The sequence below is a fragment of the Streptomyces shenzhenensis genome, assembly GCF_003688995.1.
In the GTDB taxonomy this organism is placed as follows: domain Bacteria; phylum Actinomycetota; class Actinomycetes; order Streptomycetales; family Streptomycetaceae; genus Streptomyces; species Streptomyces shenzhenensis_A.
In genome coordinates, this window is the sequence record NZ_PENI01000001.1 from 145,956 (window position 1) to 171,948 (window position 25,993).

The following is a 25,993-nucleotide window of genomic DNA, read 5'->3' on the forward strand; positions in this document are numbered from 1 at the left end:
GGGCTCCCTCAGACCTCGTACGGCTGGACGACGATGAAGTTGCCGGGTGCGCCCCGGAACTGCAGGTTGACGCTCTCGCCGGTGTCGCCGGGGTAGGCGTTGCGGCGCATACGGACCTGGCTGGAGACGATCACCTGGGAGGCGGCCGACCAGGCGACGACCGCGTTGCAGTCGGCGAACGTGGTGGGCGTGACGGGCAGGACGACGGGCGTGCCGTGCGTCTTGACGACGACGGTGCCGGTCCCCTGGAACTGCATCGTGAACAGGGCGCCTCCGGGGATGCCGTGTCCCTCGATGCGGCGGACCTCGTACTGGAGGCTCTCGTCGAAGGCGAGGACATTCTCGGAGGAGACGCAGATCGCGTCGCCCTGGAGTTCCACGGGGTGCAGATGCGTGGCCTCCTCGGCGAGGAACACCTGGCCCTGGCCGGTACAGCGCATCAGCTGCAGTTCCTGGCCGGTGGCGTTGCCCACGATCCGGCCCATGACGCCGGCGCCCTTGTAGCTGAAGTCGACCTTGCCCTGGTAGAGCACCATGCTGCCCTGCCGGGCCAGCACGGGCTGGCCGCCGATGCCGAGGTCGACGCGGACGAGCTTGCTGTTCTGCTGGGTCCAGCGCTGCCCGGTGGGCGTCTCCTTGAACTGCTGCAGCGCCGCGGTCACACCGGCGCCGCCCTGGGGCGCGCCCTGCGGCACGCCGTAGCCGGTGGCCTGCTGGCCGGGGACCGGTCCGAGCGGCGGCTGCTGGCCGTAGCCCAGGGGCGGGGTCGGCTGCCCGTAGCCGGGCGGCGGCGCCGGGGCCTGCGGGGCCGGGGGCTGGCCGTATCCGGGGGGCAGGGGGGCGCTCGGGGCGGCGGGCTGGCCGTAGGGCGCCGGTGGCGGGGGCGGGGGCGGGGGTGGCACCGTGCCGCCGGGGGGCAGGTTCAGGGGGGCGATGATGGTGGGCGCGCCGTGCACGTTGGGCGCGGGGGCCGGGGGCGCGGGCGGCGTGGCACCGGGCGGGGGCGCGAAGCCCTGCGGGGCGGGAGCCGGCGCCGGGGCGGGCGCAGGGGGTGCGGGAGCCGGGGCGGACGGGACGCCGAACGCGGGCGGCGCGGCGGCCTGGGCGGGCGGGGCGAAGCCCGGAACGGCGCCGGACTGCGGCTGCTGCGGGGCGGCCTCGGGCGCCTCCTCCTCCAGCACCTCGCCGCCGAAGTTCTTCAGCAGCGCTTCGAGGCCGCCGTCGAAGCCCTGGCCGACCGCCGCGAACCGCCACACGTCCTTCAAATAGAAGTCGCCCAGCATCACGGCTCGTTCGGTGGAGAACTCCGCGCCGTCGAACGCGTACCGGGCCACCTCCTCGCCGCCCGCGACGATGCGGAGGTACCCGGGCTGTATCTGCGACATCTGCCCGGCGCCGTCGACGGTCGCCGTGAACGACAGCTTCTGGATCTGCGGCGGGATCCGGTCCAGCGTGACCCGGAAGGACTCCGTGTCGCCGGCCTGGGCACCCAGCAACTGGATGGACTCCTCGGGGGACTTCGGCTGATTGAAGAAGACGAAGTACCGGTCGTCCGAGAGACGTTCGTCGGCGTCGAGCCCGAAACAGCTGATGTCGAAGGTCAGCCCGGGGCCCGAGATCTGCACACCTACGTACAGATCCGTGCCCGCGGTGAGGTCACTGATCCTGGCCTTGTGGCCCCGTTGGAATTCCCTGGTCATGCGTAACGACCGTCCCCCATCCCGAATGCAAGTGCGTCGCGCCAGGCTAACGGCAAACCCCGACATCGGACGAAGCCGGTACAGACCCGGTACACAACCGTCTTCCGCGGCACGCGCGGCCCCACCAGGGGAGCGGATCACTCGTCCTGCGGGCCGGGCGCAGGAGGCAGTCGGTCCGCGGCGGCCACGCCTTCGAGGTAGCCGCGCGCCCGCTCGGTCCGCGGGTACGCCTCCAGCAGCCGCCAGAACCGCGGCCCGTGCCCGGGCACCAGCAGATGGGCGAGTTCGTGACAGAGCACGTAGTCGACGACATAGTCGGGCATGCCCTGCAGCCGGTGCGAGAGCCGGATGCTGCCCTCGGCGGGGGTGCACGAACCCCAGCGCGTGTTCTGGTTGGTGACCCAGCGCACGGAGGCGGGCCGGGCCCGGCCGTCGAAGTACTGCTCCGACAACCGCTGGGCGCGCTCTCCCAGTTCCGTGTCGCCCAGCACCCGCTTGTTCTCCTGGGCGGCCAGTTTGTCGAGCATGACGGTCACCCAGCGCTGCTCCTCCGCCTCGGACATCCGGGCAGGGATCAGCACGACGGTGCGGTCGCCCTCGCGGTACGCGGAGACCGTCCGGCGTCGCCGGGCGCTCCTGCGGACCTCGATCGGGCTCGTCCCCGAGCCGCTCGGCGGCTGGCTCGTCGTACTGCGCTGTGGCTTTCCGGCACGGTGCGGTGGGTCGGCGGGCACGCCCCGACGTTACCTGCTGCGCCCGGGGGAAGTCCCGGGTCCGGAACGGTTCAGTGTCGTTCCCCCGACCATGCGCTTGATTCGTACGACGAATATCCACCGCCTGTGGACAACTTGCGGCACCGCCTCGGCGAGCCGGGCATGCTGGCACTCGTCGGCGGGGCGTGACCGGTTCCACCGACCATCACCGATATGCCGTGAATTGCCTTCCTTTTATGCGAATCACGGAGGATTACGGTGAAGTACGGGGAATAGCAGCGAATGACGGGGGACAGATATGCATCCGATGATGAAGCCCGCGTTCCGGCGCGGCTGGCGCGACCTCAACACCGTGCAGTTCGGCATGACACCGGCGCACGCGCTGACACTCGGCCCGATCGACACGGCGACGGGCAGTTTCCTGGAGCTGCTCAACGGCACCCGGGGACTGCCGCTCCTGCGCGACGAGGGACACCGGATGGACCTGCCCGACGGTCATGTCGACGCCGTGGTCCGCGGGCTGGCCGGGGCCGGGCTGCTCGACGACGCGCGAGGCGGCGGTCCCGCGGGCGCCGCCCTGCGCGAGCAGAAGGAGACGCTCGACCGGCTGCACCCCGATCTGGCCTCCCTGTCCCTGGCCACCTCCGAACCGGGCGAGGCGATCGACCGCCTGGCGGCCCGCCGCGCCCTGCGCGTGCAGATCAGGGGCGCGGGCCGGGTCGGGGCCGTCCTGGCCTCGCTGCTGTCGGGCGCGGGGGTCGGCGAGGTCGACGTGTGTGACGGCGGCCAGGTCGAGCCGTGGGACGTCGCCCCGGGCGGACTGCCCGCCGAGTCGGTCGGCGAGCGCAGGGACGAGGCCGCGCGGCAGGCCGTGCGGCGGGCGGCACCGGACCGCGCGCGCCGTCGCACCCGCGCCCGGCCGTCCCCGGTCGACGATCCCGGCTTCTCCCTGGTGGTCCTCGCACCGCGGGACGACGTCGCCGTGCACACTCCCGATCCGGGCGTCGCCGATCCGTTCCTGGCCTCCGGGACACCCCACCTGTACTGCGGCGTCGTGGAGGGAACCGCGGTCGTCGGTCCCCTCGTCCTGCCGGGCGAGACGGGCTGCGCCGGCTGTCTGCACCGGACCCGCGCGGACCGGGACCCGGTCTGGCCCCGTCTGGTCGCGCAGTGGCGCTCCGGGAGTACCCGCCCGGTGGGCCCCTGCGACCTGACGCTTTCGGCCACGGCCGCCGGGCTGGCGGCGGCACACGCGCTCGCCTTCCTCGACGGGGGTTCACCGTCGAGCACGGGTACACGCTGGGAGGCCGCGCTGCCGGGCCTGCGGTGGCATGCGCTGCCGGTCCCGCCCCACCCCGCATGCCCGTGCGGGGCGGCACGGAGAGGTAAGGAAGAACACATCTCCACGGACGGGCGGAGGCACGAGACAATGGCGGTGCAACGGCCGTCGACGCAACGACGACGCACCACGGACGCGGCGCGGCCGGCTGGGACTTGGAGGGCGCATGTCTGATCTTCCTCGGAAGGCGGTCACCCGGACCGCCAAGCTCGCCACGCTCCCGCTCGGCTTCGCCGGCCGGGCGACCTGGGGCCTGGGCAAGCGGATCGTGGGCGAGTCCGCGGAGATCGTCAGCCGCGAACTGCAACAGCGCACGGCGGAGCAGTTGTTCAAGGTCCTCGGCGAGCTGAAGGGCGGTGCGATGAAGTTCGGGCAGGCCCTGTCGGTCTTCGAGTCGGCACTGCCCGAGGAGGTCGCGGGTCCCTACCGGGCGGCCCTGACGAGGCTCCAGGAAGCGGCGCCCCCGATGCCCACCCGCACCGTGCACTCGGTGCTGGAGGAGCGGCTCGGGGCGGGCTGGCGTGAGCTGTTCCTGGAGTTCGAGGACAAGCCGGCCGCGGCGGCGTCGATCGGCCAGGTGCACCGGGCGGTGTGGCACGACGGCCGCAAGGTGGCGGTCAAGGTGCAGTACCCGGGAGCCGGCGAGGCCCTACTGTCCGATCTGAGGCAATTGAGCCGCTTTGCCGGCCTGTTGGGGCCACTCATCCCGGGCATGGACGTCAAGCCGCTCATCGCCGAGCTGCGGGACCGCGTCTCCGAGGAACTGGACTACGGTCTGGAGGCCCAGGCCCAGCAGGCACACGCGGAGGAGTTCGCGGACGACCCCGACGTGGTGGTCCCGGCCGTGGTGCACCAGTACGACCAGGTACTGGTCACCGAGTGGATCGACGGGATCCCGCTCTCGGAAGTGATCACGGACGGCACTCAGGAACAGCGCGACCGGGCCGGCCAGCTTCTGGCCCGCTTCCTGTTCTCGGGTCCGGCCCGCACCGGCCTCCTGCACGCCGACCCGCACCCGGGCAACTTCCGTCTGCTCCCCGGCGAACCGGAGGGCGAGGGCGACTGGCGCCTGGGCGTCCTGGACTTCGGCACCGTCGACCGTCTCCCCGGCGGCCTGCCGACGCCGATCGGCGACTCCCTGCGCATGACCCTGGACGGCGAGGCCGGCGCGGTCTACGAGATGCTGCGCACCGAGGGCTTCGTCAAGGACTCCATAGAACTGGACCCGGATGCCGTCCTCGACTACCTCCTGCCGATCATCGAGCCGGCCCTGGTGGACGAGTTCACCTTCACCCGCACCTGGATGCGCAGCCAGGCGGCCCGTATCGCCGACCCCCGCTCCCCCGCCTACCAGCTGGGCAAGCAGCTCAACCTGCCCCCGGCCTACCTGCTGATCCACCGGGTGACCCTGAGTACCATCGGCGTCCTGTGCCAACTGGGCGCGACGGTACGGCTGCGGGAGGAACTGGAGGATTGGCTTCCGGGATTCGTCCCCGACGACGAGGACCTGACCGTGCAGGAGCCGGCGGCGCCGGCGTGAGCCCCCTCACCAGCGGGCCGAGTCCAGCCGCCCCTCGATCGCTCTGAGGTTCTCCCGGGAGCAGCCGTCGCAGAAGTACTGACGGACGCCGTTCTCCACGGAGCAGGTCCAGGTCACGGGGTACAGGGCCGCGGACGGGGTGCGACAGCGGGCGCACACGAGGGGACGCGGCTGCGCGGTGGGGACGTCGTGGTCACCGTCTCCGGAAGAACTCGTCACTCGGTGACGATATCTCCGCGCCCCGGGTTCGGCGGGACAACGCACCGCGGGGGCCGGTCCGTTCGAACGGACCGGCCCCCGCGGGAAGGTTTCGCCCCCTCAAGGCCGGGGGCCACCGCTTCAGGTGTGGTCGGCTACTGCATGAGCGCCATGGCGAGCGCACGGCGGGCACGCCTGGAGGCACGCTCGGCCCGGCGCTGCATCCGACGGGCGGCCGCCAGGCGTACGGCCTGACGATCCCGTTCGGCCTCTTGCAGCCGGTCGTGCATATGCGCACGCGCCAGGGCTTCTGGGATGAGTTGCATCTCGCGGGTCCTGTTCTGACGCGAGTCGATCGCGCCGGTGCTGGTGAAGTCTGGGGTCGCGGAGCCTGCGGGCTCGCTGGTGGACGGCTTCATCGGGGCCTGCTTCTTGGGATCGTGCGTGAGGGGACGGTCGATGGTTCCTGGGATGTTCATGCTGTGACCGGGTTCTTGCGCGGGCGGCCACGCGGCCGCTTCCGGGCGACGACAACGCCCTGCACGAACAGCTCGCCACCCCAGACGCCCCAGGGCTCACGCCGTTCCTTGGCACCGGCGAGGCAGGCCTCGATCAGCGGGCAGGTCCGGCAGAGGGACTTGGCGTACTCGACGTCCGCCGGCGACTCCGCGAAGAAGACCTCCGGGTCGTAGGAACGGCAGGGGACCGGCACGCCGAGGTTCTCGATGGCGTCGTCGAGCGCGGTGAGCGGGGTGAGCGGGGTCAAGGTGGAGTCCTCCGTGGGGACGGGCGGGGGGATCGTGTCGGAAGGCGGTACGGACGGGGCGTGCGCTTCGAGTTGCACGGTTCGTCTTCCTCGTCTGGTCGGTCCGGCCTGTTGACCGGGTGTCGGCTTGGTACCGGGTTCTGTTCTTGTCCCGAGGCCCCTTCGCTCCGTCGTCCCCGTTCGGGGAAAACAGAAGGGCCGCGGATCCCGGATGGGGTTCCGCGGCCCTGAAGGCGCCGGCCTGATCGGCGATCAGGCTGGATCACTCCAGGGTTCTGGCCCACGGAAGGCCCACATCTGGTGGTGCTGCGTCGTCTGCTTCCGGAATCCGGCACCGGCTGCCGCAAAGGCATAGGCCCGCGCCTGCGCCACTACTGCTTCCAGTGCCTCGGTCGGTCGCTCATTGCGCTCACGCACGGGAAGACCCGCGAGAGACACGGAGGACGCCGGACGCACGGCACGGATGCCGGACAGACCGGTGCCCGGGTTCGAGGCGCCGAGCATGCACAGGGAGACGGTCGAGCGATCGCGCAGTTTGGCCATGCTCATGGAACCGGCGCTGGTGCTGATGTTGATGCTGATCACTGGACTCGCCTCCTCTCGGCGTCTCGGGGACTGGGATGAGCCAGTCCGCTCGGATATGCAAGTAGAACACGGAATCACTGCCTCCGAGAAGGCCGCGGTTTCCGTGCCTAGAACCTATGGGGATTGCCGGGGCATGCGCAAACCATTTTTTCGACGAGTTCGCATCAGTCGCGCTCGTCGTCCTGGGCGGTGCTCCGGCCTGCGCAGATGGCCAGTACGGCGGCCCCGTAGAGCTTGAGCTTGCGGGCCGGGACACCGGGGATCCGGGACAGCTCGGGATAGTCCTCGGGGACGGACTCAGCGATCGCCATCAGGGTCTTGTCGGTGAACACGCAGAAGTCCGGTTGGCCCGAACGCAACGCCTGCTCCGCACGCCACTCACGCAGCCGCTCATAGATTCCCTCGTCCATGTCGGAAGGGCAGCCGTCACAGCGCATCAGCTTCATCTCACCGGCGTCGGTGAGCGTACGGCCGCAGACCCGGCACCGGGCCGGGGTGCGCTGGGTACGCCGGGGCACGGCGGTGCCGCCCGTCGCCCGGCCCCGCTCGATGCCGCCCGCGGCACCGCCCGCCGAACGCCCGACCGTGCCCGTGGAACCGGGGCGCAGGCCGTCGAGGAAGCGGCTGGGCCGGCGGCTCGGGCGACCGCCCGGGGACCGGGCGAGGGACCAGGAGACATACAGCCGCTCCCGGGCGCGGGTCACTCCCACATAGAGGAGCCGGCGTTCCTCCTCGACCTGCTCGTCGGTCTTCGCGTAGCTGATCGGCATCATGCCCTCGGCGACGCCGACCAGGAAGACGACGTCCCACTCCAGGCCCTTGGCCGAATGCAGCGAGGCGAGGGTGACGCCCTGCACGGTGGGGGCGTGCTGGGCGTTCGCCCGTTCGTCGAGTTCCGCCACGAAGTCGCCCAGGGTGGCGCCCGCTCTGGCCGCCGCGAAGTCCTGCGCCAGGCTGACCAGGGCCGCCAGTGATTCCCAGCGCTCCCGGACCGCCCCCGAGCCGGCCGGGGGCTCGGTGGTCCAGCCCTCCCCCGACAGGACCGCGCGCACCTGGGAGGGCAGGTCCACGACGTCGTCCAGCAGCGCGTCGTTGCCGCCGAAGCGGGCCGCGCCGCGCAGGGCGATGCCCGCCTTGCGCACCTCGGGCCGGTCGAAGAACCGCTCGGCGCCGCGCAGTTGGTAGGGCACCCCGGCGTCGGCGAGGGCCTGCTCGTAGGTCTCGGACTGTGCGTTCGTGCGGAACAGGACCGCGATCTCGGCGGCGGGGACACTGGCGTCGATGAGTTCGCGGATGCGGCGGGCGGCGCCCTCGGCCTCGGCGGGCTCGTCCACGTACTCGGTGTAGCCCGGCTCGGGGCCCGCGGCTCGCTGCGAGACCAGCTCCAGCCGGTGGTCGGCGGCCCGCCCGTGGGCCTGGGCGAGCAGCCCGTTGGCGAGGCGGACGACCTGGGGGGTGGAGCGGTAGTCGCGGACCAGCTTGACGACGGTGGCACCGGGGTGGCGGATGCGGAAGTCGAGAAGGTGATCGGGGGTCGCACCGGTGAAGGAGTAGATCGTCTGGCTGGCGTCGCCGACGACGCACAGGCTCTCCCGGTTGCCCAGCCACAGCTCCAGCAGCCGCTGCTGGAGGGGGCTGACGTCCTGGTACTCGTCGACGACGAAGTGCTGGTACTGGGCGCGGACCTGCTCGGCGATGTCGTGCCGGTCCTGCAGGATCGCGACCGTCAGCAGCAGGACGTCCTCGAAGTCGATGACGGAGCGGCTGCGCTTGAGGTCCTCGTACACCGAGTAGAGCTGGGCGATCTCGGCCACGTCGCGAGGGGTTTCCCGGCCGGCCTTCGCGGCGGCGAGTGGATAGTCGGCGGGCACGGTCTGGGTGACCTTGGACCACTCGATCTCTGCGGTGACGTCACGCAGCTCACCACGGTCGAGACGGATGCGGCAGGCGGCGGCCGCGTCCGCGACGAGCTGGATCTTGCGGTCGATGAGCCGGGGCATGCCGCCGCCGACCGCCTTCGGCCAGAAGTACTGGAGCTGGCGGAGCGCGGCGGAGTGGAAGGTGCGGGCCTGGACCCCCTGGGCGCCGAGCTGGCGCAGCCGGCCGCGCATCTCGCCGGCGGCACGGTTGGTGAAGGTGACGGCGAGCACGCTGGAAGGCTGGAGGATGCCCGCCCGCACGCCGTAGGCGATGCGATGGGTGATCGCCCGCGTCTTGCCCGTGCCGGCCCCGGCCAGCACGCACACCGGGCCGTGCAGGGCGGTGGCCACCTCGCGCTGCTCGGGGTCGAGCCCTTCGAGCACCGCGTCGGCCGAGTCCGGTACCTGCGGGAAGAGGGTGGAATGCGTTGCTGCTGTCACACGGCCATGCTGCCAGGTCGCCCGGGACGGCTGTGGCGGTTGTCCACAGGGAGACCCGTGCAGTCGTACTGATACGGCAGGCGTCGCGCCCGGCCCCTATACCCCCGGCGGGAATGGCGGGCCCGGTGGCGTACGTTCCCACAGGACGACCTTCCCCGAGCTACCAGAGGAGCGCGAGCGAGATGCAGGGCACTGTGACGATGTACAGCACGACGTGGTGCGGATACTGCCGCCGGCTGAAGAGCCAGATGGAGCGGGAAGGCATCGCGTACACCGAGATCAACATCGAGCAGGACCCCGAGTCGGCCGCGTTCGTGGAAAAGGCGAACGACGGCAACCAGACCGTTCCGACCGTGCTCTTCGCCGACGGTTCGACGCTGACGAACCCGTCGCTGGCACAGGTGAAGCAGAAGATCGGCGCCTGAGCGAACACGCGCGCAAGGGGTGGCGGTCCCGGTCCGGGACCGCCACCCCTTCGCCGTCTTCGGCCTCCGCCCCGGTCCTCAGACGAAGCTGCGGGTCGGCAGCGGCTTGCCGTACCAGAGTTCGATGAGGCGGGCGGCGATGGAGATGCCGTACGGCGGCTGCACCTCGCCGGACTCGAACGCGGCCCGCAGCTCTTCGCGGGAGAACCAGCGGGCCTCGTGGATCTCGTCGCCGTCGACCTCGATGTCGGTCGTGGTGGCCTGGGCCATGAAGCCCAGCATGAGGCTGGACGGGAACGGCCAGGGCTGGCTGGCGACGTACTCGACCCGGCCGACGGTGACGCCGGCCTCCTCGAAGACCTCGCGGCGCACCGACTGCTCGATGGACTCACCGGGTTCGACGAAGCCGGCGAGCGTCGAGAAGCGGCCCTCGGGCCAGTGGACCTGGCGGCCGAGCAGGATGCGGTCCTCGTCATCGGTGACCGCCATGATCACGGCGGGGTCGGTGCGCGGGTAGTGCTCGGCGCCGCAGGCAGGGCAGCGGCGGATGTGTCCGGCGGCGGCGATGGCCGTGCGCTCGCCGCAGCGGGAGCAGAAACGGTGGGTGCGCTGCCAGTTCTCCAGGCCGACCGCGTGCACCATCAGACCGGCATCGCGGGGTGACAGCAGCAGTCCGGCCTCCCGCAGCCCGGCCGGGCGGGCGGACTGGTCGATGCGGCCGGGCAGGGAGTCCTTCTGGAGGGCGAAGTAGCTGACGCCGTCGTCGTCGGTGCCCAGGAAGTAGCGGTGCGCCTCGGTGAGGGGGGCCTCGAAGGACGGGGTCATGACGAGTTCGGTACGGCCGTCCGCCGTCTCGTCGATGAGGACCTGGCCGCCGGAGACCACGAAGCAGCGGGTCGTGGGGTGGCTCCACGCCGCCGCGAGCCAGGCCTCGTCGAGCCGGTGGTGGGCGGCGCGGTCGATGCCGCTGGGGGCGGTGAGCGAGATGGGTCGGTCGGCGGTCTGGTCGGTCCAGGTGGTCACAGGTGCTTCCAACTCCCCCGGTGGAACGGTCGGGTTCGGCGGGCGGTCAGCGGGATATGGGGCGGGAGGGAACCGGGTCGGGCGGGTGCGGGGCGGGCAGGACGGTCCTTCCAGTGTGCCGCGCGGGCGGTGCGGCCCCGCGCGACGCCGGATCAGGGCGCATGGCGCCAGTTCTGCGCGAGGTCGCCCCACAGGTGGGCACTGGTCTCGACGCCCTTGAGCAGCAGGTCCAGCTCGACCTTCTCGTTCGGGGCGTGCCAGCCGTCGGAGGGGACGGAGATGCCCAGGAACAGGACGGGGGCGCCGAGGACCTCCTGGAGGTCGGCGGCCGGTCCGGAACCGCCCTCGCGCGTGAAGCGGACGGGTTGGTCGAAGGCGCGGCCCATGGCGCGGACGACGGACTGCAGGGCGGGGTGGTCCAGCGGGGTCAGGCACGGGCGCGTGGCGGCGCCGAAGTCGATCTCGCAGCGGATCCCGGCGGGCACCTGGTCGGCGGCCCAGGCGCGGACCGCCTTCTCGATGTGGCCGGGGTCCTGGCCCGCGACCATCCGGAAGGAGAGTTTCACCAGCGCCGAGGCCGGGATGATCGTCTTGCTGCCGGGGCCCTGGTAGCCGCCGCCGATCCCGTTGACCTCGGCGGTGGGGCGGGCCCAGATGCGTTCCAGGGTGGTGTGTCCGGCCTCACCGTGGGCGGCGTGGGACTTGGCGGTGTGCAGCCACTGTCCCTCGTCGAACGGCAGCTCGGCGAAGAGTTCGCGCTCGCGGTCGGTGAGTTCGACGATGCCGTCGTAGAAGCCGGGGATCGCCACGCGCGCGTGCTCGTCGTGCAGGGCGGCGACCAGGCGGGCGACGGCGGTGGCCGGGTTGGGCACGGCGCCGCCGAACGAGCCGGAGTGGATGTCCTGGTCGGGGCCGTACAGGCGGATCTCGCACTCGGCGAGGCCACGCATGCCGGTGCACACGGTGGGGGTGTCCGCGGACCACATGCCGGTGTCGGAGACGACCACGGCGTCGGCGGCGAGCCGTCCGGCGTGCTTCTCGACGAGGGCCCGGAAGTGCGGGGAACCGGACTCCTCCTCGCCCTCGATGAGCAGCTTGAGGTGGACGGCGGGGGCGGTGCGGCCGGTGGCGGCGAGGTGGGCGCGGACGCCGAGTGTGTGGAAGAACACCTGGCCCTTGTCGTCGGCGGCCCCGCGCGCGTAGAGGCGGCCGTCCCGGACGACGGGCTCGAAGGGGTCGCTGTCCCAGCCGTCCTCGCGGGCGGCGGGCTGAACGTCATGGTGGCCGTAGACGAGGACCGTGGGTGCCTCGGAGTCGTCGGCGGGCCACTCGGCGAAGACGGCCGGGGCGCCCGGGGTCGCCCAGACCTCGGTGGTCGGGAAGCCGGTCTCCGCCAGTTTGGCGGCGAGCCAGTCGGCGCTGCGTCGTACGTCGGGCGCGTGCTCGGGCTGGGCCGACACGGAGGGGATGCGCAGCCATTCGGCGAGGTCGTCGAGGAAGGCGGCGCGGTGCTGCTCGATGTACGCGTGGACGTCGCTGTCCGGGGTCTGGCTCATGACATCGAGCCTATCGGCCCGGACCGGCATCCTGAGCGGGCGGTTCGTCACACCGGGGCTCCCCGGTGAGCAGTGTTTCGAGCTCCGCCCGGTCGGGCAGACCGTCCGGTCGTACGACCTCGCCGCTGCGTACGTACAGGAAGGCGGCGGTGACGGATTCGGGTGGTACGCCCTGCTGCTCGGCCCAGGCGAGCCGGTAGACCGCGAGCTGGAGCGGATCGGCGGTGCGCCCGCGGCCGGTCTTCCAGTCGACGATCTCGTATGTCGCCGTGGTGCCGTCGCCGTGCTTGTAGACGGCGTCGATCCGGCCGCGCACGAGGCGGCCGGCGAGGGCGAGCTGGACGGGGACCTCGACGCGGTAGGGCGTGCGGTGTGCGTACCCGGTGCGTTCGAAGGCCTCCTTGAGGGCTTCGAGGTCGCGTTCGTCGGCGATCTCGGCCTCGGTGCCGGGCAGTTCCTCCGGTTCCAGCATGGGCAGCGTCAACTCTTCGTAGCGCGCTTCTACCCAGGCGTGGAACCGGGTGCCTCGACGTGCGGCCGGTTGCGGAGGGCGCGGCATGGGGCGTGCGAGTTCCTGTGCGAGCCCGTCGGGGTCGGCGGCGAGGCGGAGCAGCTGGGTCGCGGTCAGCGTGGCCGGCAGGGGGACGTCCGTCACGGTCTCCCGTGCACGCAGCAGTTCTCCGGTGAGCGCGTCCAGGTCGCGGTCCCAGGAGGCGATGGTGCGGGCCTCCTCGGGGGTGAGGGGGGTGGGCCCGGGCTCCGTGGGGTGGGGTTGCGCGGGCTCCGGCGGGGCGGGTGCGCCGGCCTGGTGCGGGACCGTCGGACGGTCGGTGGCCCAGGAATCCCAGTCGGCCGGGTCTTCCGCGAACGGGGGCTCGTCCTCGTCGGGAGCGAACGGGCTCTCGTCGTCATAGGGGGTGTGGGGGGGCTGGGCGTCGAGGGGTGCGTCGTCGTCGGGTGGCGGGGGCCAGTCCGGGTCGTCGTGGGGGTCCGGGGCGTGGACGGCCGCCGGGTGGCCGGCCGTGTGGGAGGGGAGGCCCTCCAGGTGGGCGAGGACCGTCTCGGCGGCGGCCCGGCGGCGGGCCAGGGCGTCGGCGTCCAGGGGCAGCGGCCAGGCCCGGTCGGCGGTCGCCTCGCGCAGGGCCGGGTTCTCCTCGTCCTCCCCGGGTTCGTCCGCCCACGCCTCGATCTCGCCGTGCCCGGCGGCGCAGTGGTCGTGCAGCGCCCACAGGAAGTCGGAGGGGCCGCGGGGCTTCTTCTGGGCGGGGCCCCACCAGTGGCCGGAGCCGAGGAGCAGGGAGCGAGGGCGGGTGAAGGTGACGTAGCCGAGGCGGAGTTCCTCGGTGTGCTGATGGTCCTTCATGGCCTCGTGGAAGGCCTTCATGCCGCGTGAGTCCCAGGAGACGATGTCGGGCAGGGTGTCGGCGTCGCCGCGCAGCCCGTGCGGCAGCACCTTGGCCTGCGAGGTCCACTTCTCCCGGCCCTGGGTGCTGGGGAAGGTCCCGGTGACCAGGCCGGGGACGGCGACGACGTCCCATTCCAGGCCCTTGGACTTGTGCGCGGTGAGCACCTTGACGGTGTTCTCGCCGCCGGGGAGGGCGTTGTCGAGGCCCTTCTCGTACTGGGCGGCGGTGCGCAGGAAGCCCAGGAAGGCGAGCAGTGTGGCCTCGCTCTCGTTGGCGGCGAAGGAGGCGGCGACGTCCAGGAAGTTCGACAGGGTCTCGCGGCGACGGGCCGCCAGGGCGTGCGGGGACGCGGACAGTTCCACTTCGAGGCCGGTGACGGCGAGGACGCGGTGCAGGACGTCCATCAGCGGGTCGGACAGGGAGCGCCGCAGGTCCCGCAGTTCGGCGGCGAGGCGGGCGAAGCGCACGCGCGCGTCCGTGGAGAACGGCAGCCCGTCGTCGGCGCCGTCCGCGTCCAGGGGGGACTCCAGGAATGTGTCGAGGGCGTCCGCGAGCGATATCACCTCGGACGGGTCGACCCCCTCGACGGCCTCGGCGAGCCTGCGGTCGGGGTCGTCGTCGGCACCCACGCGCGTGTGGGACACGAGGAAGCGGGCGCGGCGCCCCAGCAGGGCGAGGTCGCGGGCGCCGATGCGCCAGCGGGGGCCGGTCAGCAGGCGGACCAGGGAGGCGTTGGCCCCGGGGTCCTGGAGGACTTCGCAGACGGCGACGAGATCGGCGACCTCGGGCAGGTGCAGCAGCCCGGACAGGCCGACCACCTCGACGGGGATGTCACGGGCGACGAGCGCGCCCTGGATCTCCGCGAAGTCGGTCGCCGTACGGCACAGCACGGCGATCTCGCCGGGTGCCTTCCCGGTGTGCACGAGGTGGGCGACGGAGTCGGCGATCCAGGCGATCTCCTCGGCGTGGGTGCGCAGCAGGGCGCAGCGGACCGTGCCGTCGTGCTCGGCTCCGGGAGCCGGGCGCAGGGCCTCCACGCCCGCGTGCATCGCGCGCAGCGGCTCGGCGAGGCCGTTGGCGAGGTCGAGGAGACGGCCGCCGCTGCGGCGGTTCTCGCTGAGCGCCTGCCGGGTGGCCGGGCGGCCGTCGGCGTGGGCGAAGTGCTCGGGGAAGTCGTCGAGGTTGGCGACGGAGGCGCCGCGCCAGCCGTAGATCGCCTGGCAGGGGTCGCCGACGGCGGTCACGGGGTGACCGGTGCCGCCGCCGAACAGGCCGGCCAGGAGTACGCGCTGGGCGACCGAGGTGTCCTGGTACTCGTCGAGGAGCACCACGCGGAACTCCTCGCGCAGCACGCGGCCGACGTCGGGGATCTCGGCGAGGGCGGCGGACAGGGCGATCTGGTCGCCGAAGTCGAGCAGATCGCGGTCGCGCTTCGCGGCCCGGTAGCGCAGCACCAGGCCGCCGAGTTCGCGGCGTGCCACGGCTGTCTCGGGGACCTTGCGCAGCTCGGCGTTGGTGAGTCTGGCGCCCTCCAGGGTGCGCAGCAGGCCGGCGTCCCAGGTGCGCAGGTCCTCGGGGCGTACGAGGTGTTCGGCGAGTTCGGCGTCGAGCGCGAGCAGGTCGCTGACCAGGTCGGCGAAGGAGCGGGTGAGCGCCGGGTAGGGTCCGGGGGCCTCGCGCAGCACGCGCGCGGCGAGCTGGTAGCGGGTGGCGTCGGCGAGCAGCCGGGACGTCGGTTCCAGCCCGATGCGCAGGCCGTGGTCGGTCAGCAGGCGGCCCGCGAAGGCGTGGTAGGTGGAGATGACCGGCTCGCCCGGCGGGTTGTCCGGGTCGATGATGTCGGGGTCGGTGACGCCGGCCTTGACAAGCGCCTTGCGGACGCGCTCGGCGAGTTCCCCGGCGGCCTTGTTGGTGAAGGTCAGGCCGAGGACCTGCTCGGGGGCGACCTGGCCGGTGCCGACCAGCCAGACCACGCGGGCCGCCATGACCGTGGTCTTGCCCGACCCGGCCCCGGCCACGATGACCTGCGGGGCGGGCGGCGCGGTGATGCAGGCCGTCTGCTCCGGGGTGAACGGGATGCCGAGCAACTCCTTGAGCTGCTCGGGGTCGGTGATACGGGCGGGCATGTCGCAGAGGCTAGCGGCGGGCACTGACAGCCGGTGCCGGATCCTGCTGTCGGGGCCGGTCGGGCTGCCGGGGCGGAGGGGGCGCGGGCCGGCGCGGGTCACTCGACCACGTGCCGTCCTTCGGACCGTGCGCTGCAGGACGCCCGGAACGCGCAGTGGGTGCAGTGCTGGCCCGTGGTCGGCGTGAACCGCTCGTCGAGAACCTTCCCGGCGGCGGTGGCGAGCAGGTCGCCGATCCACTCGCCCTCCAGGGGGTCCTGGGCCTGCACCTTGGGCAGGCTGTCGCCGCCGTCCCGCTTGGGGGCGCCCTGCCTGAGATGGACGAGTTCGGCGCCGCCGGGTTCGGGGCGCGCTCCGTCGAATGCGTCGTCGACGGCGCCCTCGCGGACGGCGAGCTGGTAGACGGCCAGCTGGGGGTGGCGCTCCACCTCGGCCGCGCTGGGCGCCTGTTTGCCGGTCTTGAAGTCGACGACGTACGCGCGTCCGTCGCCGTCCGTCTCCACGCGGTCCATCTGGCCGCGGATGCGCACCTCGTAGGTGCCAGCTTCCAGGGTGACGTCGAAGTCGTGCTCGCTGGTCACCGGCTTGCGTCCGGCGCGGGCGCCGTTGGAGTCGACGTGCCACGTCAGGAAGCGTTCGAGTGCCACGCGCGCGTTCTCCTTCTCCTGCTCCGACTTCCAGGGCGCGTCGAAGGCGAGCGCGTTCCACACCGACTCCAGGCGCTCCATGAGGACGGAGAGGTCGGCGGGGGTGCGTCCGGAGGCGACCTCGTCGGCGAGGACGTGCACGACGTTGCCGAAGCCCTGGGCGGCGGTGGCGGGTGCGTCGGCCTTCACCTCGCGTCCCAGGAACCACTGCAGGGCGCAGGTGTTGGCGAGCTGGTCGAGGGCGCTGCCGGACAGCACGACGGGCTGGTCTCGGTCGCGCAGCGGCACCTTGCTCTCGGTCGGCTCGAACATGCCCCACCAGCGTTCCGGGTGCGCCGACGGGACGAGGGGGCGGCCTTCCTCGTCGCCGAGCGCGGCGAGCCGGGCCAGGCGGCGCGCGGCGGCCTCGCGCAGTCCGGCCGACGCGCGCGGGTCGACCGTGGTGGCACGCAGTTCGGCGACCAGCGCGGCCACCGACAGCGGACGGCGCGGGCGGCCGGTGACGTCCTGAGGGTCGACGCCCAGCTCGGTGAGGAACCGGGAGGGCTGGTCGCCGTCGTCCGCGGGCGCCTTCACCGCGGTCACGACGAGGCGTTCACGCGCGCGCGTGGCGGCCACGTAGAACAGGCGGCGTTCCTCGGCGAGCAGCGCCCCCGGGGTGAGCGGTTCGGCGAGCCCGTCGCGGCCGATGCGGTCGGCCTCCAGGAGGGAGCCGCGGCGGCGCAGGTCCGGCCACAGGCCTTCCTGGACGCCGGCCACGACGACCAGGCGCCACTCCAGGCCCTTGGCGCGGTGGGCGGTCATCAGCCGGACGGCGTCGGGGCGCACGGCGCGCCGGGCGAGCGTGTCCGCGGCGATGTCCTCGGCTTCGATCTCCTCCAGGAAGTTGAGGGCGCCGCGGCCTCCGGTGCGCTCTTCCGCGCGCTCGGCAGTGGCGAACAGGGCGCACACGGCGTCGAGGTCGCGGTCGGCGTTGCGGCCGGCCGCGCCGCCGCGCCGGGCGGTCCGTGCCAGGCGGCCGGGCCATGGCGTGCCCTCCCACAGGTCCCACAGCGCCTCCTCGGCGGTGCCGCCGCCCGCGAGGCGCTCCCGGGCCTTCCTCAGCAGCGCGCCGAGGCGCTGGGCTCCCCGGGCGTACGCGGGGTCGTGCGCGACCAGCCGTTCGGGTTCGGCGAGCGCCCGCGCGAGCAGCACGTCCGAGGGCGGCGGCAGCGGGTCGCCCGCCGCCCTCTCCTCCTCGCGCAGGGCCCGGCCGAGCCGGCGCAGATCGGCGGCGTCCATGCCGGCGAGCGGTGAGGCGAGCAGGGTCAGCGCGGTCTCGGTGTCGAGCCAGGCGGTGTCCTCCCGTACGCCCTCCTCGGCCGGTCGTGCCGCCTCCGCCGTGGCCACCGCACGGAGCGCCGTCAGCAGCGGTGCCACCGCCGGTTCATGGCGCAGCGGTAGGTCGTCGCCGTCGATGTCGAGGGGGACGCCGGCCGAGGTGAGGGCCCGGCGGACGGTGGGGATGGCGCGGGATCCGGCGCGCACCAGGACCGCCATCTCGTTCCAGGGGACGCCGTCCTCCAGGTGCGCCCTGCGGAGGATGTCGGCGATGTTGTCCAGTTCGGTGCCGGCCGTGGGGTACGTGTAGACCTCGACGCGGCCCGTGTCGCGTACCGGGGCGAGTTCGCGGTGGGCGCGCACCTTGTCGGCCGGGAGACGGGTCAGCGGCATCCGCTGGGTCAGCAGCCGGGTCGCGGCCAGCAGGCCGGCCCCGGAGCGGCGCGAGGTCCGCAGCACCTCGACGGGGGCCGGGCGGCCGTCCGCGCGCGGGAAGGCCGCCGGGAAGTCCAGGATGCCGTTGACGTCGGCGCCCCGGAACGCGTAGATCGACTGGTCGGGGTCGCCGAGGGCGACCAGGGTGCGGCCGCCGCCGGCGAGCGCGTGCAGCAGGCGCACCTGGGCCGGATCGGTGTCCTGGTACTCGTCGACGTACACGGCGTCGTACCGGGCCGCCAGGCGGGCGGCGGTCTCGGGGCGGTCGGCCAGCAGCACCGCGCGGTGCACGAGTTCCGCGTAGTCGAGGACGCCCTGCAGGTCGAGCACGTCGAGGTACTCGGCGAGGAAGGCCGCGGCGGCCCGCCAGTCGGGGCGGCCGATGCGCCGCGCGAAGGCGTCCAGGGTGGCGGGGCCGAGGCCCAGTTCCCGGCTGCGGGCGAGGACGGCACGGACCTCGTCGGCGAAGCCCCGGGTGGTCAGGCAGGCGCGCAGGTCGTCCGGCCAGCGCACATGGGCGAGGCCGAGCCGCTCCAGGTCCGGCTGGCCCGCGAGCAGCTCGCGGACGGTCACGTCCTGCTCGGGGCCGGAGAGCAGCCGCAGCGGCTCCGCGAACAGGTCGCTGTCCTGGTGGGCACGGACCAGGGCGTAGGAGTACGAGTGGAAGGTGGTCGCCCGGGGCGCGCGGGCCGTGCCCACCCGCCGGGCCATGCGGTCGCGCAGTTCGATCGCGGCACGGCGGCTGAAGGTCAGCACCAGGATCCGCTCGGGGTCCGCGCCGCGGGCGATCCGCGCGGCCACGGACTCCACCAGCGTGGTGGTCTTGCCGGTGCCGGGCCCCGCGAGGACCAGCAGCGGTCCGGACCTGTGGTCAACCACCGCGCGCTGGGCGGCGTCCAGACGAGGGGGATCCGGTTCGGCCGGCGGGGTGCGGACCAGTCGGTAGGCGCCACGGCTCCCCTGCCGCACCTCAAGGTGCGGCAGGTGTCTGGTGGTGGAGGAGGAGCTCACGTGGTTCGCCGGTCCTGGTGCTCGTACTCGTCTGGCTGCCCCGCGCGGAGGGTGGTGGCCACGGGGTGAGGGGGACACGTGCCGCCGACGCTACGCCGACGCGAGGTGCGGAAGCAGGGCTTCCGCTTCTTCCCAGGCGCCTCTCGCGACACACGCGTCCCACACCGCACGAACGTACGGCATGTCACGGACGTCCCCCGTGTCCCCCGTACGGGCCACAGGTTCCCCCAATGGGCCCTCGATGGCGGAAGCTGTCAGGTGTGACCCTGTCCGCTCTCGCCGCCGTCCCATCTGGCCCGTCTCATGTCGAGCCGCGGCAGGTGGCCCTCGGTGGCCCTGCCCGCCTCCTTCAGCGGGGTGCCCTCCGCGCGGTAGTGCCCGAGCGCGCTCAGTTCGTGGCCCGGGAGCAGCACTCCGTCGGCCCGCACGACGCGCCACCACGGCACGGCTCCCCCATAGAGGGCCATCACCCGGCCGACCTGGCGCGGGCCGCCCTCCTCCAGCCACTCGGCGACGTCCCCGTAGGTCATGACCCGCCCGGGCGGGATCCGTTCGGCGACGTCGAGGACCCGCTCGGCGTACTCCGGCAGCGTGTCCGCGCGCCCCTCGGCGCGCGCCTCCTCCGAAAGGCTCTCCTCGCTCATTCGCCCCATCCTGCCCCACCCCACCGACAACGCGGCGCGAGCGGTGCGATGCCCGCCCTCGCCCTCCGGCGGCGTTTCCGGCACACTGTGCGGCCCCGCATTTGCACCCTGATGACCCTGTGTGTCGGAGGGCCATGCCACCATCGTGCGGGCGGTGACCGGTGATACGAGACCAAGAAGAGACGATGAAGCAGCAGGGCGTACACGCCGAGGGCGCGGAGAGCACCTCCGCCGCCGAGGCGCGCCCGGACGCCGCCGAGACGCACGGCACGAGCCCCGCCGAGGAGGAGAACGGCACCGGGGCCGCGCGCCCCGCCGACTGCCCGGACGACGCGCATGTCGACGAGGTCGAGGGCGACGAACCACTGCTCCCCGCGCGCGTGCACCGTCCCTCCGACCTGGTGCGCCTCCTGGTGGGCGTGCTGGCGATCACCGTGCTCCTGGCCATCGCCGCCTTCGCCCACGGCACCACCTCGGGCCTGGAACAGGACATCAACAAGGGCACCGGCCAGGCACCCGATCTGCTGATCAAGATCGCGGGGCTGGCGTCGAGCATCGCGATCCTCCTGGTGCCGGTCGCGTTCGCGATCGAGCGCCTGATCAAACGGGACGGGCTGCGCATCGCCGACGGCGTCCTGGCGGCGGTCCTCGCGCACGGGGTGACGCTCGCCACCGACCTGTGGGTCGCCAGGGCCGCTCCGGACTCGATCCAGGAAGCGCTCACCCAGCCCTCCCCCGGCAACATCCACGCGCTGACCGACCCGGTCCACGGCTATCTGGCCCCCGTGATCGCGTACATGACGGCCGTCGGCATGTCCCGCAGACCGCGCTGGCGCGCCGTGCTGTGGATCGTGCTGCTGCTCGACGCGTTCTCCATGCTCGTGACCGGCTACACGACGCCGTTCTCGATCATCCTGACGGTGCTGATCGGCTGGACCGTGGCCTACGGCACGCTGTACGCGGTCGGCTCCCCCAACGTCCGCCCCACCGGACGCACGCTGATGGCGGGCCTGCGCCACGTCGGCTTCCACCCGGTCTCCGCCGCCCGGGAGGAGGCCGCGGACACCGAGAACGGCGACCGCGGACGGCGCTACTTCGTGACCCTGGAGGACGGGCAACCCCTGGACGTCACCGTGGTCGACCGGGAGCAGCAGGCGCAGGGCTTCTTCTACCGGGCGTGGCGCAATCTGACCCTGCGCGGCTTCGCCACCCGCTCCAGCCTGCAGTCGCTGCGCCAGGCGCTGGAGCAGGAGGCGCTGCTGGCGTACGCCGCCATCGCCGCCGGTGCTAACGCGCCCAAGCTGATCGCGACCTCCGAGCTGGGCCCGGACGCCGTCATGCTCGTCTACGAGCACACCGGCGGGCGCACACTCGACTCGCTGGCCGACGAGGAGATCACCGACGAGCTGCTGCGCCACACCTGGCACCAGGTGCAGGCATTGCAGTCGCGACGCATCGCGCACCGCAGGCTCGCGGGCGACGCGATACTGGTGGATCGTTCCGGCACGGTGATCCTCACCGATCTGCGCGGCGGCGAGATCGCGGCCGGAGATTTGCTGCTGCGTATGGATGTCGCCCAACTGGTGACCACGCTCGGACTGCGGGTGGGCGCCGAACGGGCGGTGGCCTCCGCGGTCGGCGTCCTCGGCCCCGACGCGGTCGCCGACTGTCTGCCGATGCTCCAGCCGATCGCCCTGACCCGCTCCACGCGCGCGACACTGCGCAAACTGGCCCGCGAGCGGACGCAACGCGAGCGCGAGGCGGTCCTGGAGGCCGCCCGGCAGGCCAAGCAGGCCCGTCTGGAGGAGGCCCCCGAAGACACCAGGACCGCCCTGGAGAAGCCCGACAAGAAGACGGTGCGCGCCGAGCAGCGGGCCGAGAAGCGGGCCATCGACGAGGCCCTGGAAGAGGCCCGCGAAGACGATCTGCTCACCCAGATCCGGCACGAGGTGCTGCGGATCAGGCCGCAGGCCCCCGTGGAGCCCGCCCGGCTGGAGCGGGTCCGACCACGCACGCTGATCAGCTTCATCGCGGGCGCCATCGGCGCGTACTACCTGCTCACCCAGCTCACGCACATCGAGTTCGGCACCCTCTTCGCGCAGGCCCAGTGGGGCTGGGTCGCCGCGGCGGTGCTGTTCTCCGCGCTCAGTTACGTCGCCGCCGCCATGTCGCTCCTGGGCTTCGTGCCCGAGCGCGTGCCGTTCCTGCGGACCGTGGCGGCCCAGGTCGCCGGGTCGTTCGTGAAGATCGTGGCGCCGGCCGCGGTCGGCGGTGTGGCCCTCAACACGCGCTTTCTGCAGCGCGCCGGCGTGCGCCCCGGGCTCGCGGTGGCGAGCGTCGGCGCCTCCCAGTTGTTCGGGCTCGGCTGCCATGTCCTGATGCTGCTGTCCTTCGGCTATCTGACCGGCACCGAGAAGACGCCGTCGCTGTCCCCGTCCCGGACGGTCATCGCCGGCCTGCTGACGGTGGCGGTGCTCGTCCTCGTGGTGACCTCGGTGCCGTTCCTGCGGAAATTCGTCGCCACACGCGTGAGGTCACTGTTCGCCGGCGTCGTGCCGCGCATGCTCGACGTGCTGCAGCGCCCGCAGAAGCTGGTCACGGGCATCGGCGGCATGCTGCTGCTCACCGCCTGCTTCGTGATGTGCCTGGACGCCTCGATCCGCGCGTTCGGCGACGAGTCGACGTCGCTCAGCATCGCCAGCGTCGCCGTCGTCTTCCTGGCCGGCAACGCCCTCGGCTCCGCGGCGCCGACGCCGGGCGGCGTGGGCGCCGTGGAGGCCACACTGACCGTCGGTCTGATCGCCGTCGGGCTCCCCAAGGAGGTCGCCGCACCGGCCGTGCTGCTGTTCCGGCTGCTCACCCTGTGGCTACCGGTGCTGCCGGGCTGGCTGGCCTTCAACCACCTCTCACGCCGGGGCTCCCTCTAGAGCGCCGGACCCCGGCCAGGGGCGGCCCGTACCTCGTACGGCTCGCGCCCCGAGCGCCCCGGCGTGCACGACCCCAGGATGGGACCATGACCCCCTCCCGGATCCATGCCACCCTGGCCGCCGCCGTCCTGCTGCCCTCGCTGCTCGTGGCCTGCGGCGAGGGCTCGGCGGCCGGGGATCTGACAGCCCAGAAGCTGGTCTGGAAGGCCTGCCCGGCCCCCTCCGAGGCGGAGGGCGGCGGCACCCCGCCCTCGCCGCCGGCGGGCGGCGGCGGTTCCTGGCAGTGCGCCACCCTGGAGGCTCCCCTGGACTGGAGCAACCCGGGGGGCGACACCATCGGGCTCGCGCTCATCCGGGCCAGGGCGAGCGGTGTCCCGGCCCAGCGGATCGGCTCGCTCATCTTCAACTTCGGCGGGCCCGGCGGCAGCGGCGTCACCACGCTGCCCGCCTTCGCCGCGGACTACACGAAGCTGCGCACGCGTTACGACCTGGTGAGTTTCGACCCACGCGGCGTCGGCCGCAGCGCCCCCGTCAAGTGCAAGACCGACGCACAGCTCGACGAGTACTTCCAGCAGGACGCGACGCCCGACAACGCCGCCGAGCGCGCCCAGCTCGTGGACCGGACCAGAGGGTTCAACGCAGCCTGCGAGAAGAACTCCCAGCAGATCCTGCCGCATGTGCGCACCACGGACGCCGCCCGCGACATGGACCTGATGCGCCAGGTCCTGGGCGACACCGAGCTGCACTACTTCGGCATCTCCTACGGCACCGAACTCGGCGGCGTCTACGCCCACCTGTTCCCCAAGAACGTGGGCCGGGCCGTCTTCGACGGGGTCGTCGACCCCACCAAGACCCCCGAGCAGAGCGCCCTGGGACAGGCCAGGGGCTTCCAGCGCGCGCTCGACAACTTCGCCGACGACTGCACCTCGAAGATCGCCGAGTGTCCGATCGGTGACACCGCGCAGGACGTCAAGAACCGCATCGTCAAACTCCTCGCCGACCTCGACAAGAAGCCGATCCCGGGCATCTTCCCGCGCCAGCTCACCCAGACCGCCGCCACCAACGGCATCGCGCAGTCCCTGTATTCCAAGGACTTCTGGGAGTACCTCACTGCGGGCCTGGAGGAGGCGTACGACGGCGACGGCAGGATCCTGATGCTGTTGTCCGACTCGCTGAACGGCCGCAACGAGAACGGCGAGTACAGCAACCTCACCGCCGCGAATGTGGCCATCAACTGCGCTGACGAGAAGCAGCGGTACACCGTCGACCACATCCAGCGGAAGGTGCCCGAGTTCCGCGCCGCCTCCCCGCTGTTCGGGGACTTCCTGGCCTGGGGCATGATCAGCTGCACCGACTGGGCGGTGCCGGGCGCCGCCGAGCACCCCGACGTGAGCGCGCCCGGATCCGCGCCGATCCTCGTCGTGGGCAACACCGGCGACCCCGCGACCCCGTACGAGGGCGCGCGGAGCATGGTGGACGCGCTCGGCAAGGGCGTCGGCGTCCTGCTGACGTACAAGGGGCAGGGGCACGGCGCGTACGACAGCAAGAACAAGTGCGTGCAGGATGCCGTGAACGGCTATCTGCTGGACGGGAAGGTGCCGACCGCCGGCAAGGTCTGCTCCTGACCCGCCCTCATCCTCGGCTGAATCGCAGGTCAGAGGGTTATCCACAGGCCGCAACGCGGCGGAGGCGATCCGCCTACTATGGCCTGACCGCTCTCCGCGACCGACGTGCGGAGGGCTTGCGAGGGGGGTGCAGAAGGTGCGTTTCGTACGGTGGACGGCCGCGGTGGCGGCTGCGGTGCTGATGTCCGGATGCGGCGGCGGATCGTCCGACGGCAGTGGGGACGGAGGCGAGGGGAAGGGCTCCTCGCTCACCTCGCAGAAGCTCGGCTGGGGCCGCTGCAAGGCCACCGCGGACTCCGCGGCGCCGAGCGCCGACTGGCAGTGCGCGACGCTCACGGTGCCGCTGGACTGGGCGAAGCCGGACGGCCGGACGATCGGCGTCGGCCTGATCCGGGCGCGGGCCACCGGCAACGACCGCATCGGCTCACTGCTCTTCAACTTCGGCGGCCCGGGCGGCTCGGGCGTCTCGATGATGCCGTACTACGCACCGACGGTCGCCAAGCTGCGCGAGCGCTACGACCTGGTGAGCTTCGACCCGCGCGGGGTCGGGGCCAGCGAGGGCATCCGCTGCCGCAGCGACCGCGACATCCAGGCCGCCGAGACCGTGGACAACACCCCGGACACCCCGGCCGAGGAAAAGGCCTATCTCCAGGACGCAGCCGACTTCGGCAAGGGCTGCGCACGCGCCGCCGGGACGCTGATGGAGCATGTCTCGACGACGGACACCGCCCGCGACATGGACCTGATGCGCCAGGTCCTGGGCGACACCGAGCTGCACTACTTCGGCATCTCCTACGGCACCGAACTCGGCGGCGTCTACGCCCACCTGTTCCCCGAGAACGTGGGCCGGATGATCCTGGACGCGGTCGTCGACCCGACCGCCGACACGGTGGGGCACGCCAAGAACCAGGCCCTGGGCTTCCAGCGGGCCCTGGACGACTACCTGAAGTCCACCGGTCAGGACCCCGCGGAGGGTTCCCGGAAGATCGCGGCCCTGTTGGACAGGCTCGACGCCCAGCCGCTCCCGGCGTCGTCCGGGCGCGGGCTCACCCAGTCGCTCGCGGTCACCGGCATCGCCCTGCCGCTGTACAGCAAGTCCCGCTGGCCGGAGCTGACCGAGGCGCTGAAGGCGGCCGAGCAGGGCGACGGCAGCGGGCTGCTGTCCCTCGCCGACGACTACAACGAGCGGGACCCCTCGGGGCGTTACGGCACGTCGTCCCATGCCCAACGGGTCATATCGTGCCTGGACGACAGGCAGCGGCCCACGCTGGAGGAGACGAAGAAGCTGCTGCCGGAGTTCGACGAGATCTCCCCGGTGTTCGGGGAGTTCCTGGGCTGGGACACGGCCGGCTGGTGCCACGACTGGCCGGTGGCCGGGCAGTACGACACCCCGGAGGTCGGCGCGCCGGGTGCGGCGCCGATCCTGCTGGTCGGCAACACCGGCGACCCGGCGACGCCGTACGAGGGCGCCCGCAGGATGGCGGACGAACTGGGCAAGGACGTCGGTGTGGAGCTGACCTGGAAGGGCGAGGGACACGGGGCGTACGGCAGGAGCGACTGCGTCGATACGACGGTGAACGCCTACCTGCTGGACGGAATGGTGCCGAAGGACGGCAAGGTCTGCTCCTAGCGGCCCACGGAGCGCGG

The 25,993-nt window shown here is 72.5% G+C and carries 18 protein-coding genes; 6 read left to right on the forward strand and 12 right to left on the reverse strand.

Annotated elements, in window-relative coordinates; all coding sequences use genetic code 11:
* Positions 1–8 precede the first annotated feature (8 nt).
* Together CTZ28_RS00645 and CTZ28_RS00650 are read right to left on the reverse strand one after the other, a co-directional pair.
* Entirely contained in the window at positions 9–1,700 is a 1,692-nt protein-coding gene (locus tag CTZ28_RS00645) for a TerD family protein (protein ID WP_121887180.1), read from the reverse strand.
* A 137-nt stretch (positions 1,701–1,837) separates the two neighbouring features.
* On the reverse strand, positions 1,838–2,434 hold the full coding sequence (locus CTZ28_RS00650; protein WP_121887181.1) for a M48 metallopeptidase family protein: 597 nt from the start codon (positions 2,432–2,434) through the stop codon (positions 1,838–1,840).
* 277 nt (positions 2,435–2,711) lie between these two features.
* Between CTZ28_RS00650 and CTZ28_RS00655 the strand changes: the two genes are divergently transcribed.
* Positions 2,712–3,926, forward strand: coding sequence for a TOMM precursor leader peptide-binding protein (locus CTZ28_RS00655; protein ID WP_121887182.1), 1,215 nt, complete (start codon positions 2,712–2,714; stop codon positions 3,924–3,926).
* Positions 3,919–5,292: an ABC1 kinase family protein gene (locus CTZ28_RS00660; protein ID WP_121887183.1), complete on the forward strand. Its 1,374-nt coding sequence runs from the start codon at positions 3,919–3,921 to the stop codon at positions 5,290–5,292. The genes CTZ28_RS00655 and CTZ28_RS00660 overlap by 8 nt, the downstream gene beginning before the upstream one ends.
* A gap of 6 nt (positions 5,293–5,298) precedes the next feature.
* On the opposite strand, the gene CTZ28_RS00665 is transcribed toward CTZ28_RS00660, so the two are convergent.
* From CTZ28_RS00665 to CTZ28_RS00685, 5 genes are all read right to left on the reverse strand, one after another.
* Positions 5,299–5,511, reverse strand: coding sequence for a hypothetical protein (locus CTZ28_RS00665; RefSeq protein ID WP_121887184.1), 213 nt, complete (start codon positions 5,509–5,511; stop codon positions 5,299–5,301).
* Between the two features lie 134 nt (positions 5,512–5,645).
* Positions 5,646–5,969, reverse strand: a complete 324-nt coding sequence (locus tag CTZ28_RS00670; protein ID WP_121887185.1) for a hypothetical protein — start codon at positions 5,967–5,969, stop codon at positions 5,646–5,648.
* Positions 5,966–6,334, reverse strand: coding sequence for a WhiB family transcriptional regulator (locus CTZ28_RS00675; protein WP_121887186.1), 369 nt, complete (start codon positions 6,332–6,334; stop codon positions 5,966–5,968). The genes CTZ28_RS00670 and CTZ28_RS00675 overlap by 4 nt, the downstream gene beginning before the upstream one ends.
* Positions 6,335–6,508: 174 nt before the next feature.
* On the reverse strand, positions 6,509–6,805 hold the full coding sequence (locus tag CTZ28_RS00680; protein ID WP_398655151.1) for a hypothetical protein: 297 nt from the start codon (positions 6,803–6,805) through the stop codon (positions 6,509–6,511).
* 200 nt (positions 6,806–7,005) lie between these two features.
* Positions 7,006–9,201: an ATP-dependent DNA helicase UvrD2 gene (locus tag CTZ28_RS00685; RefSeq protein ID WP_121887188.1), complete on the reverse strand. Its 2,196-nt coding sequence runs from the start codon at positions 9,199–9,201 to the stop codon at positions 7,006–7,008.
* 182 nt (positions 9,202–9,383) lie between these two features.
* On the opposite strand from CTZ28_RS00685, the gene CTZ28_RS00690 reads away from it, so the two are divergent.
* Positions 9,384–9,626, forward strand: a complete 243-nt coding sequence (locus CTZ28_RS00690) for a mycoredoxin (RefSeq protein WP_121887189.1) — start codon at positions 9,384–9,386, stop codon at positions 9,624–9,626.
* Positions 9,627–9,704: 78 nt separating this feature from the next.
* Here the strand turns inward: CTZ28_RS00690 and nudC are convergent, their stop codons facing one another.
* The 5 genes from nudC to CTZ28_RS00715 all read right to left on the reverse strand — a co-directional run bounded on the left by nudC (position 9,705) and on the right by CTZ28_RS00715 (position 19,794).
* Complete coding sequence (gene nudC / locus CTZ28_RS00695) at positions 9,705–10,649, reverse strand: NAD(+) diphosphatase (RefSeq protein ID WP_121887190.1); 945 nt, start codon at positions 10,647–10,649, stop codon at positions 9,705–9,707.
* Between the two features lie 152 nt (positions 10,650–10,801).
* On the reverse strand, positions 10,802–12,205 hold the full coding sequence (locus tag CTZ28_RS00700; RefSeq protein WP_121887606.1) for a dipeptidase: 1,404 nt from the start codon (positions 12,203–12,205) through the stop codon (positions 10,802–10,804).
* A 10-nt stretch (positions 12,206–12,215) separates the two neighbouring features.
* On the reverse strand, positions 12,216–15,737 hold the full coding sequence (locus CTZ28_RS00705) for a UvrD-helicase domain-containing protein (RefSeq protein WP_121887607.1): 3,522 nt from the start codon (positions 15,735–15,737) through the stop codon (positions 12,216–12,218).
* Between the two features lie 98 nt (positions 15,738–15,835).
* On the reverse strand, positions 15,836–19,150 hold the full coding sequence (locus tag CTZ28_RS00710; RefSeq protein ID WP_121887191.1) for an ATP-dependent helicase: 3,315 nt from the start codon (positions 19,148–19,150) through the stop codon (positions 15,836–15,838).
* Between the two features lie 254 nt (positions 19,151–19,404).
* A complete protein-coding gene (locus CTZ28_RS00715; protein WP_183154201.1) occupies positions 19,405–19,794 on the reverse strand; it encodes an MGMT family protein in 390 nt (129 codons plus the stop codon).
* 185 nt (positions 19,795–19,979) lie between these two features.
* Between CTZ28_RS00715 and CTZ28_RS00720 the strand changes: the two genes are divergently transcribed.
* From CTZ28_RS00720 to CTZ28_RS00730, 3 genes are all read left to right on the forward strand, one after another.
* Positions 19,980–22,721, forward strand: a complete 2,742-nt coding sequence (locus tag CTZ28_RS00720) for a lysylphosphatidylglycerol synthase transmembrane domain-containing protein (protein WP_121887193.1) — start codon at positions 19,980–19,982, stop codon at positions 22,719–22,721.
* Positions 22,722–22,807: 86 nt separating this feature from the next.
* Complete coding sequence (locus tag CTZ28_RS00725) at positions 22,808–24,346, forward strand: alpha/beta hydrolase (RefSeq protein WP_121887194.1); 1,539 nt, start codon at positions 22,808–22,810, stop codon at positions 24,344–24,346.
* Positions 24,347–24,527: 181 nt separating this feature from the next.
* The gene (locus CTZ28_RS00730) at positions 24,528–25,976 is read left to right on the forward strand and encodes an alpha/beta hydrolase (protein ID WP_121887608.1); all 1,449 of its coding nucleotides are present in this window, start codon (positions 24,528–24,530) and stop codon (positions 25,974–25,976) included.
* The last annotated feature ends 17 nt before the right edge of the window (positions 25,977–25,993 follow it).

Bases quoted from the DNA above. Each gene is read 5' to 3' on its own strand.
- CTZ28_RS00645 (WP_121887180.1), bottom strand. From the start codon at position 1,700: ATGACCAGGGAATTCCAACGGGGCCACAAGGCCAGGATCAGTGACCTC.
- CTZ28_RS00655 (WP_121887182.1), top strand. From the start codon at position 2,712: ATGCATCCGATGATGAAGCCCGCGTTCCGGCGCGGCTGGCGCGACCTC.
- CTZ28_RS00660 (WP_121887183.1), top strand. From the start codon at position 3,919: ATGTCTGATCTTCCTCGGAAGGCGGTCACCCGGACCGCCAAGCTCGCC.
- CTZ28_RS00670 (WP_121887185.1), bottom strand. From the start codon at position 5,969: ATGAACATCCCAGGAACCATCGACCGTCCCCTCACGCACGATCCCAAG.
- CTZ28_RS00680 (WP_398655151.1), bottom strand. From the start codon at position 6,805: ATGAGCATGGCCAAACTGCGCGATCGCTCGACCGTCTCCCTGTGCATG.
- CTZ28_RS00690 (WP_121887189.1), top strand. From the start codon at position 9,384: ATGCAGGGCACTGTGACGATGTACAGCACGACGTGGTGCGGATACTGC.
- CTZ28_RS00700 (WP_121887606.1), bottom strand. From the start codon at position 12,205: ATGAGCCAGACCCCGGACAGCGACGTCCACGCGTACATCGAGCAGCAC.
- CTZ28_RS00705 (WP_121887607.1), bottom strand. From the start codon at position 15,737: ATGCCCGCCCGTATCACCGACCCCGAGCAGCTCAAGGAGTTGCTCGGC.
- CTZ28_RS00715 (WP_183154201.1), bottom strand. From the start codon at position 19,794: ATGAGCGAGGAGAGCCTTTCGGAGGAGGCGCGCGCCGAGGGGCGCGCG.
- CTZ28_RS00720 (WP_121887193.1), top strand. From the start codon at position 19,980: ATGAAGCAGCAGGGCGTACACGCCGAGGGCGCGGAGAGCACCTCCGCC.
- CTZ28_RS00725 (WP_121887194.1), top strand. From the start codon at position 22,808: ATGACCCCCTCCCGGATCCATGCCACCCTGGCCGCCGCCGTCCTGCTG.
- CTZ28_RS00730 (WP_121887608.1), top strand. From the start codon at position 24,528: ATGTCCGGATGCGGCGGCGGATCGTCCGACGGCAGTGGGGACGGAGGC.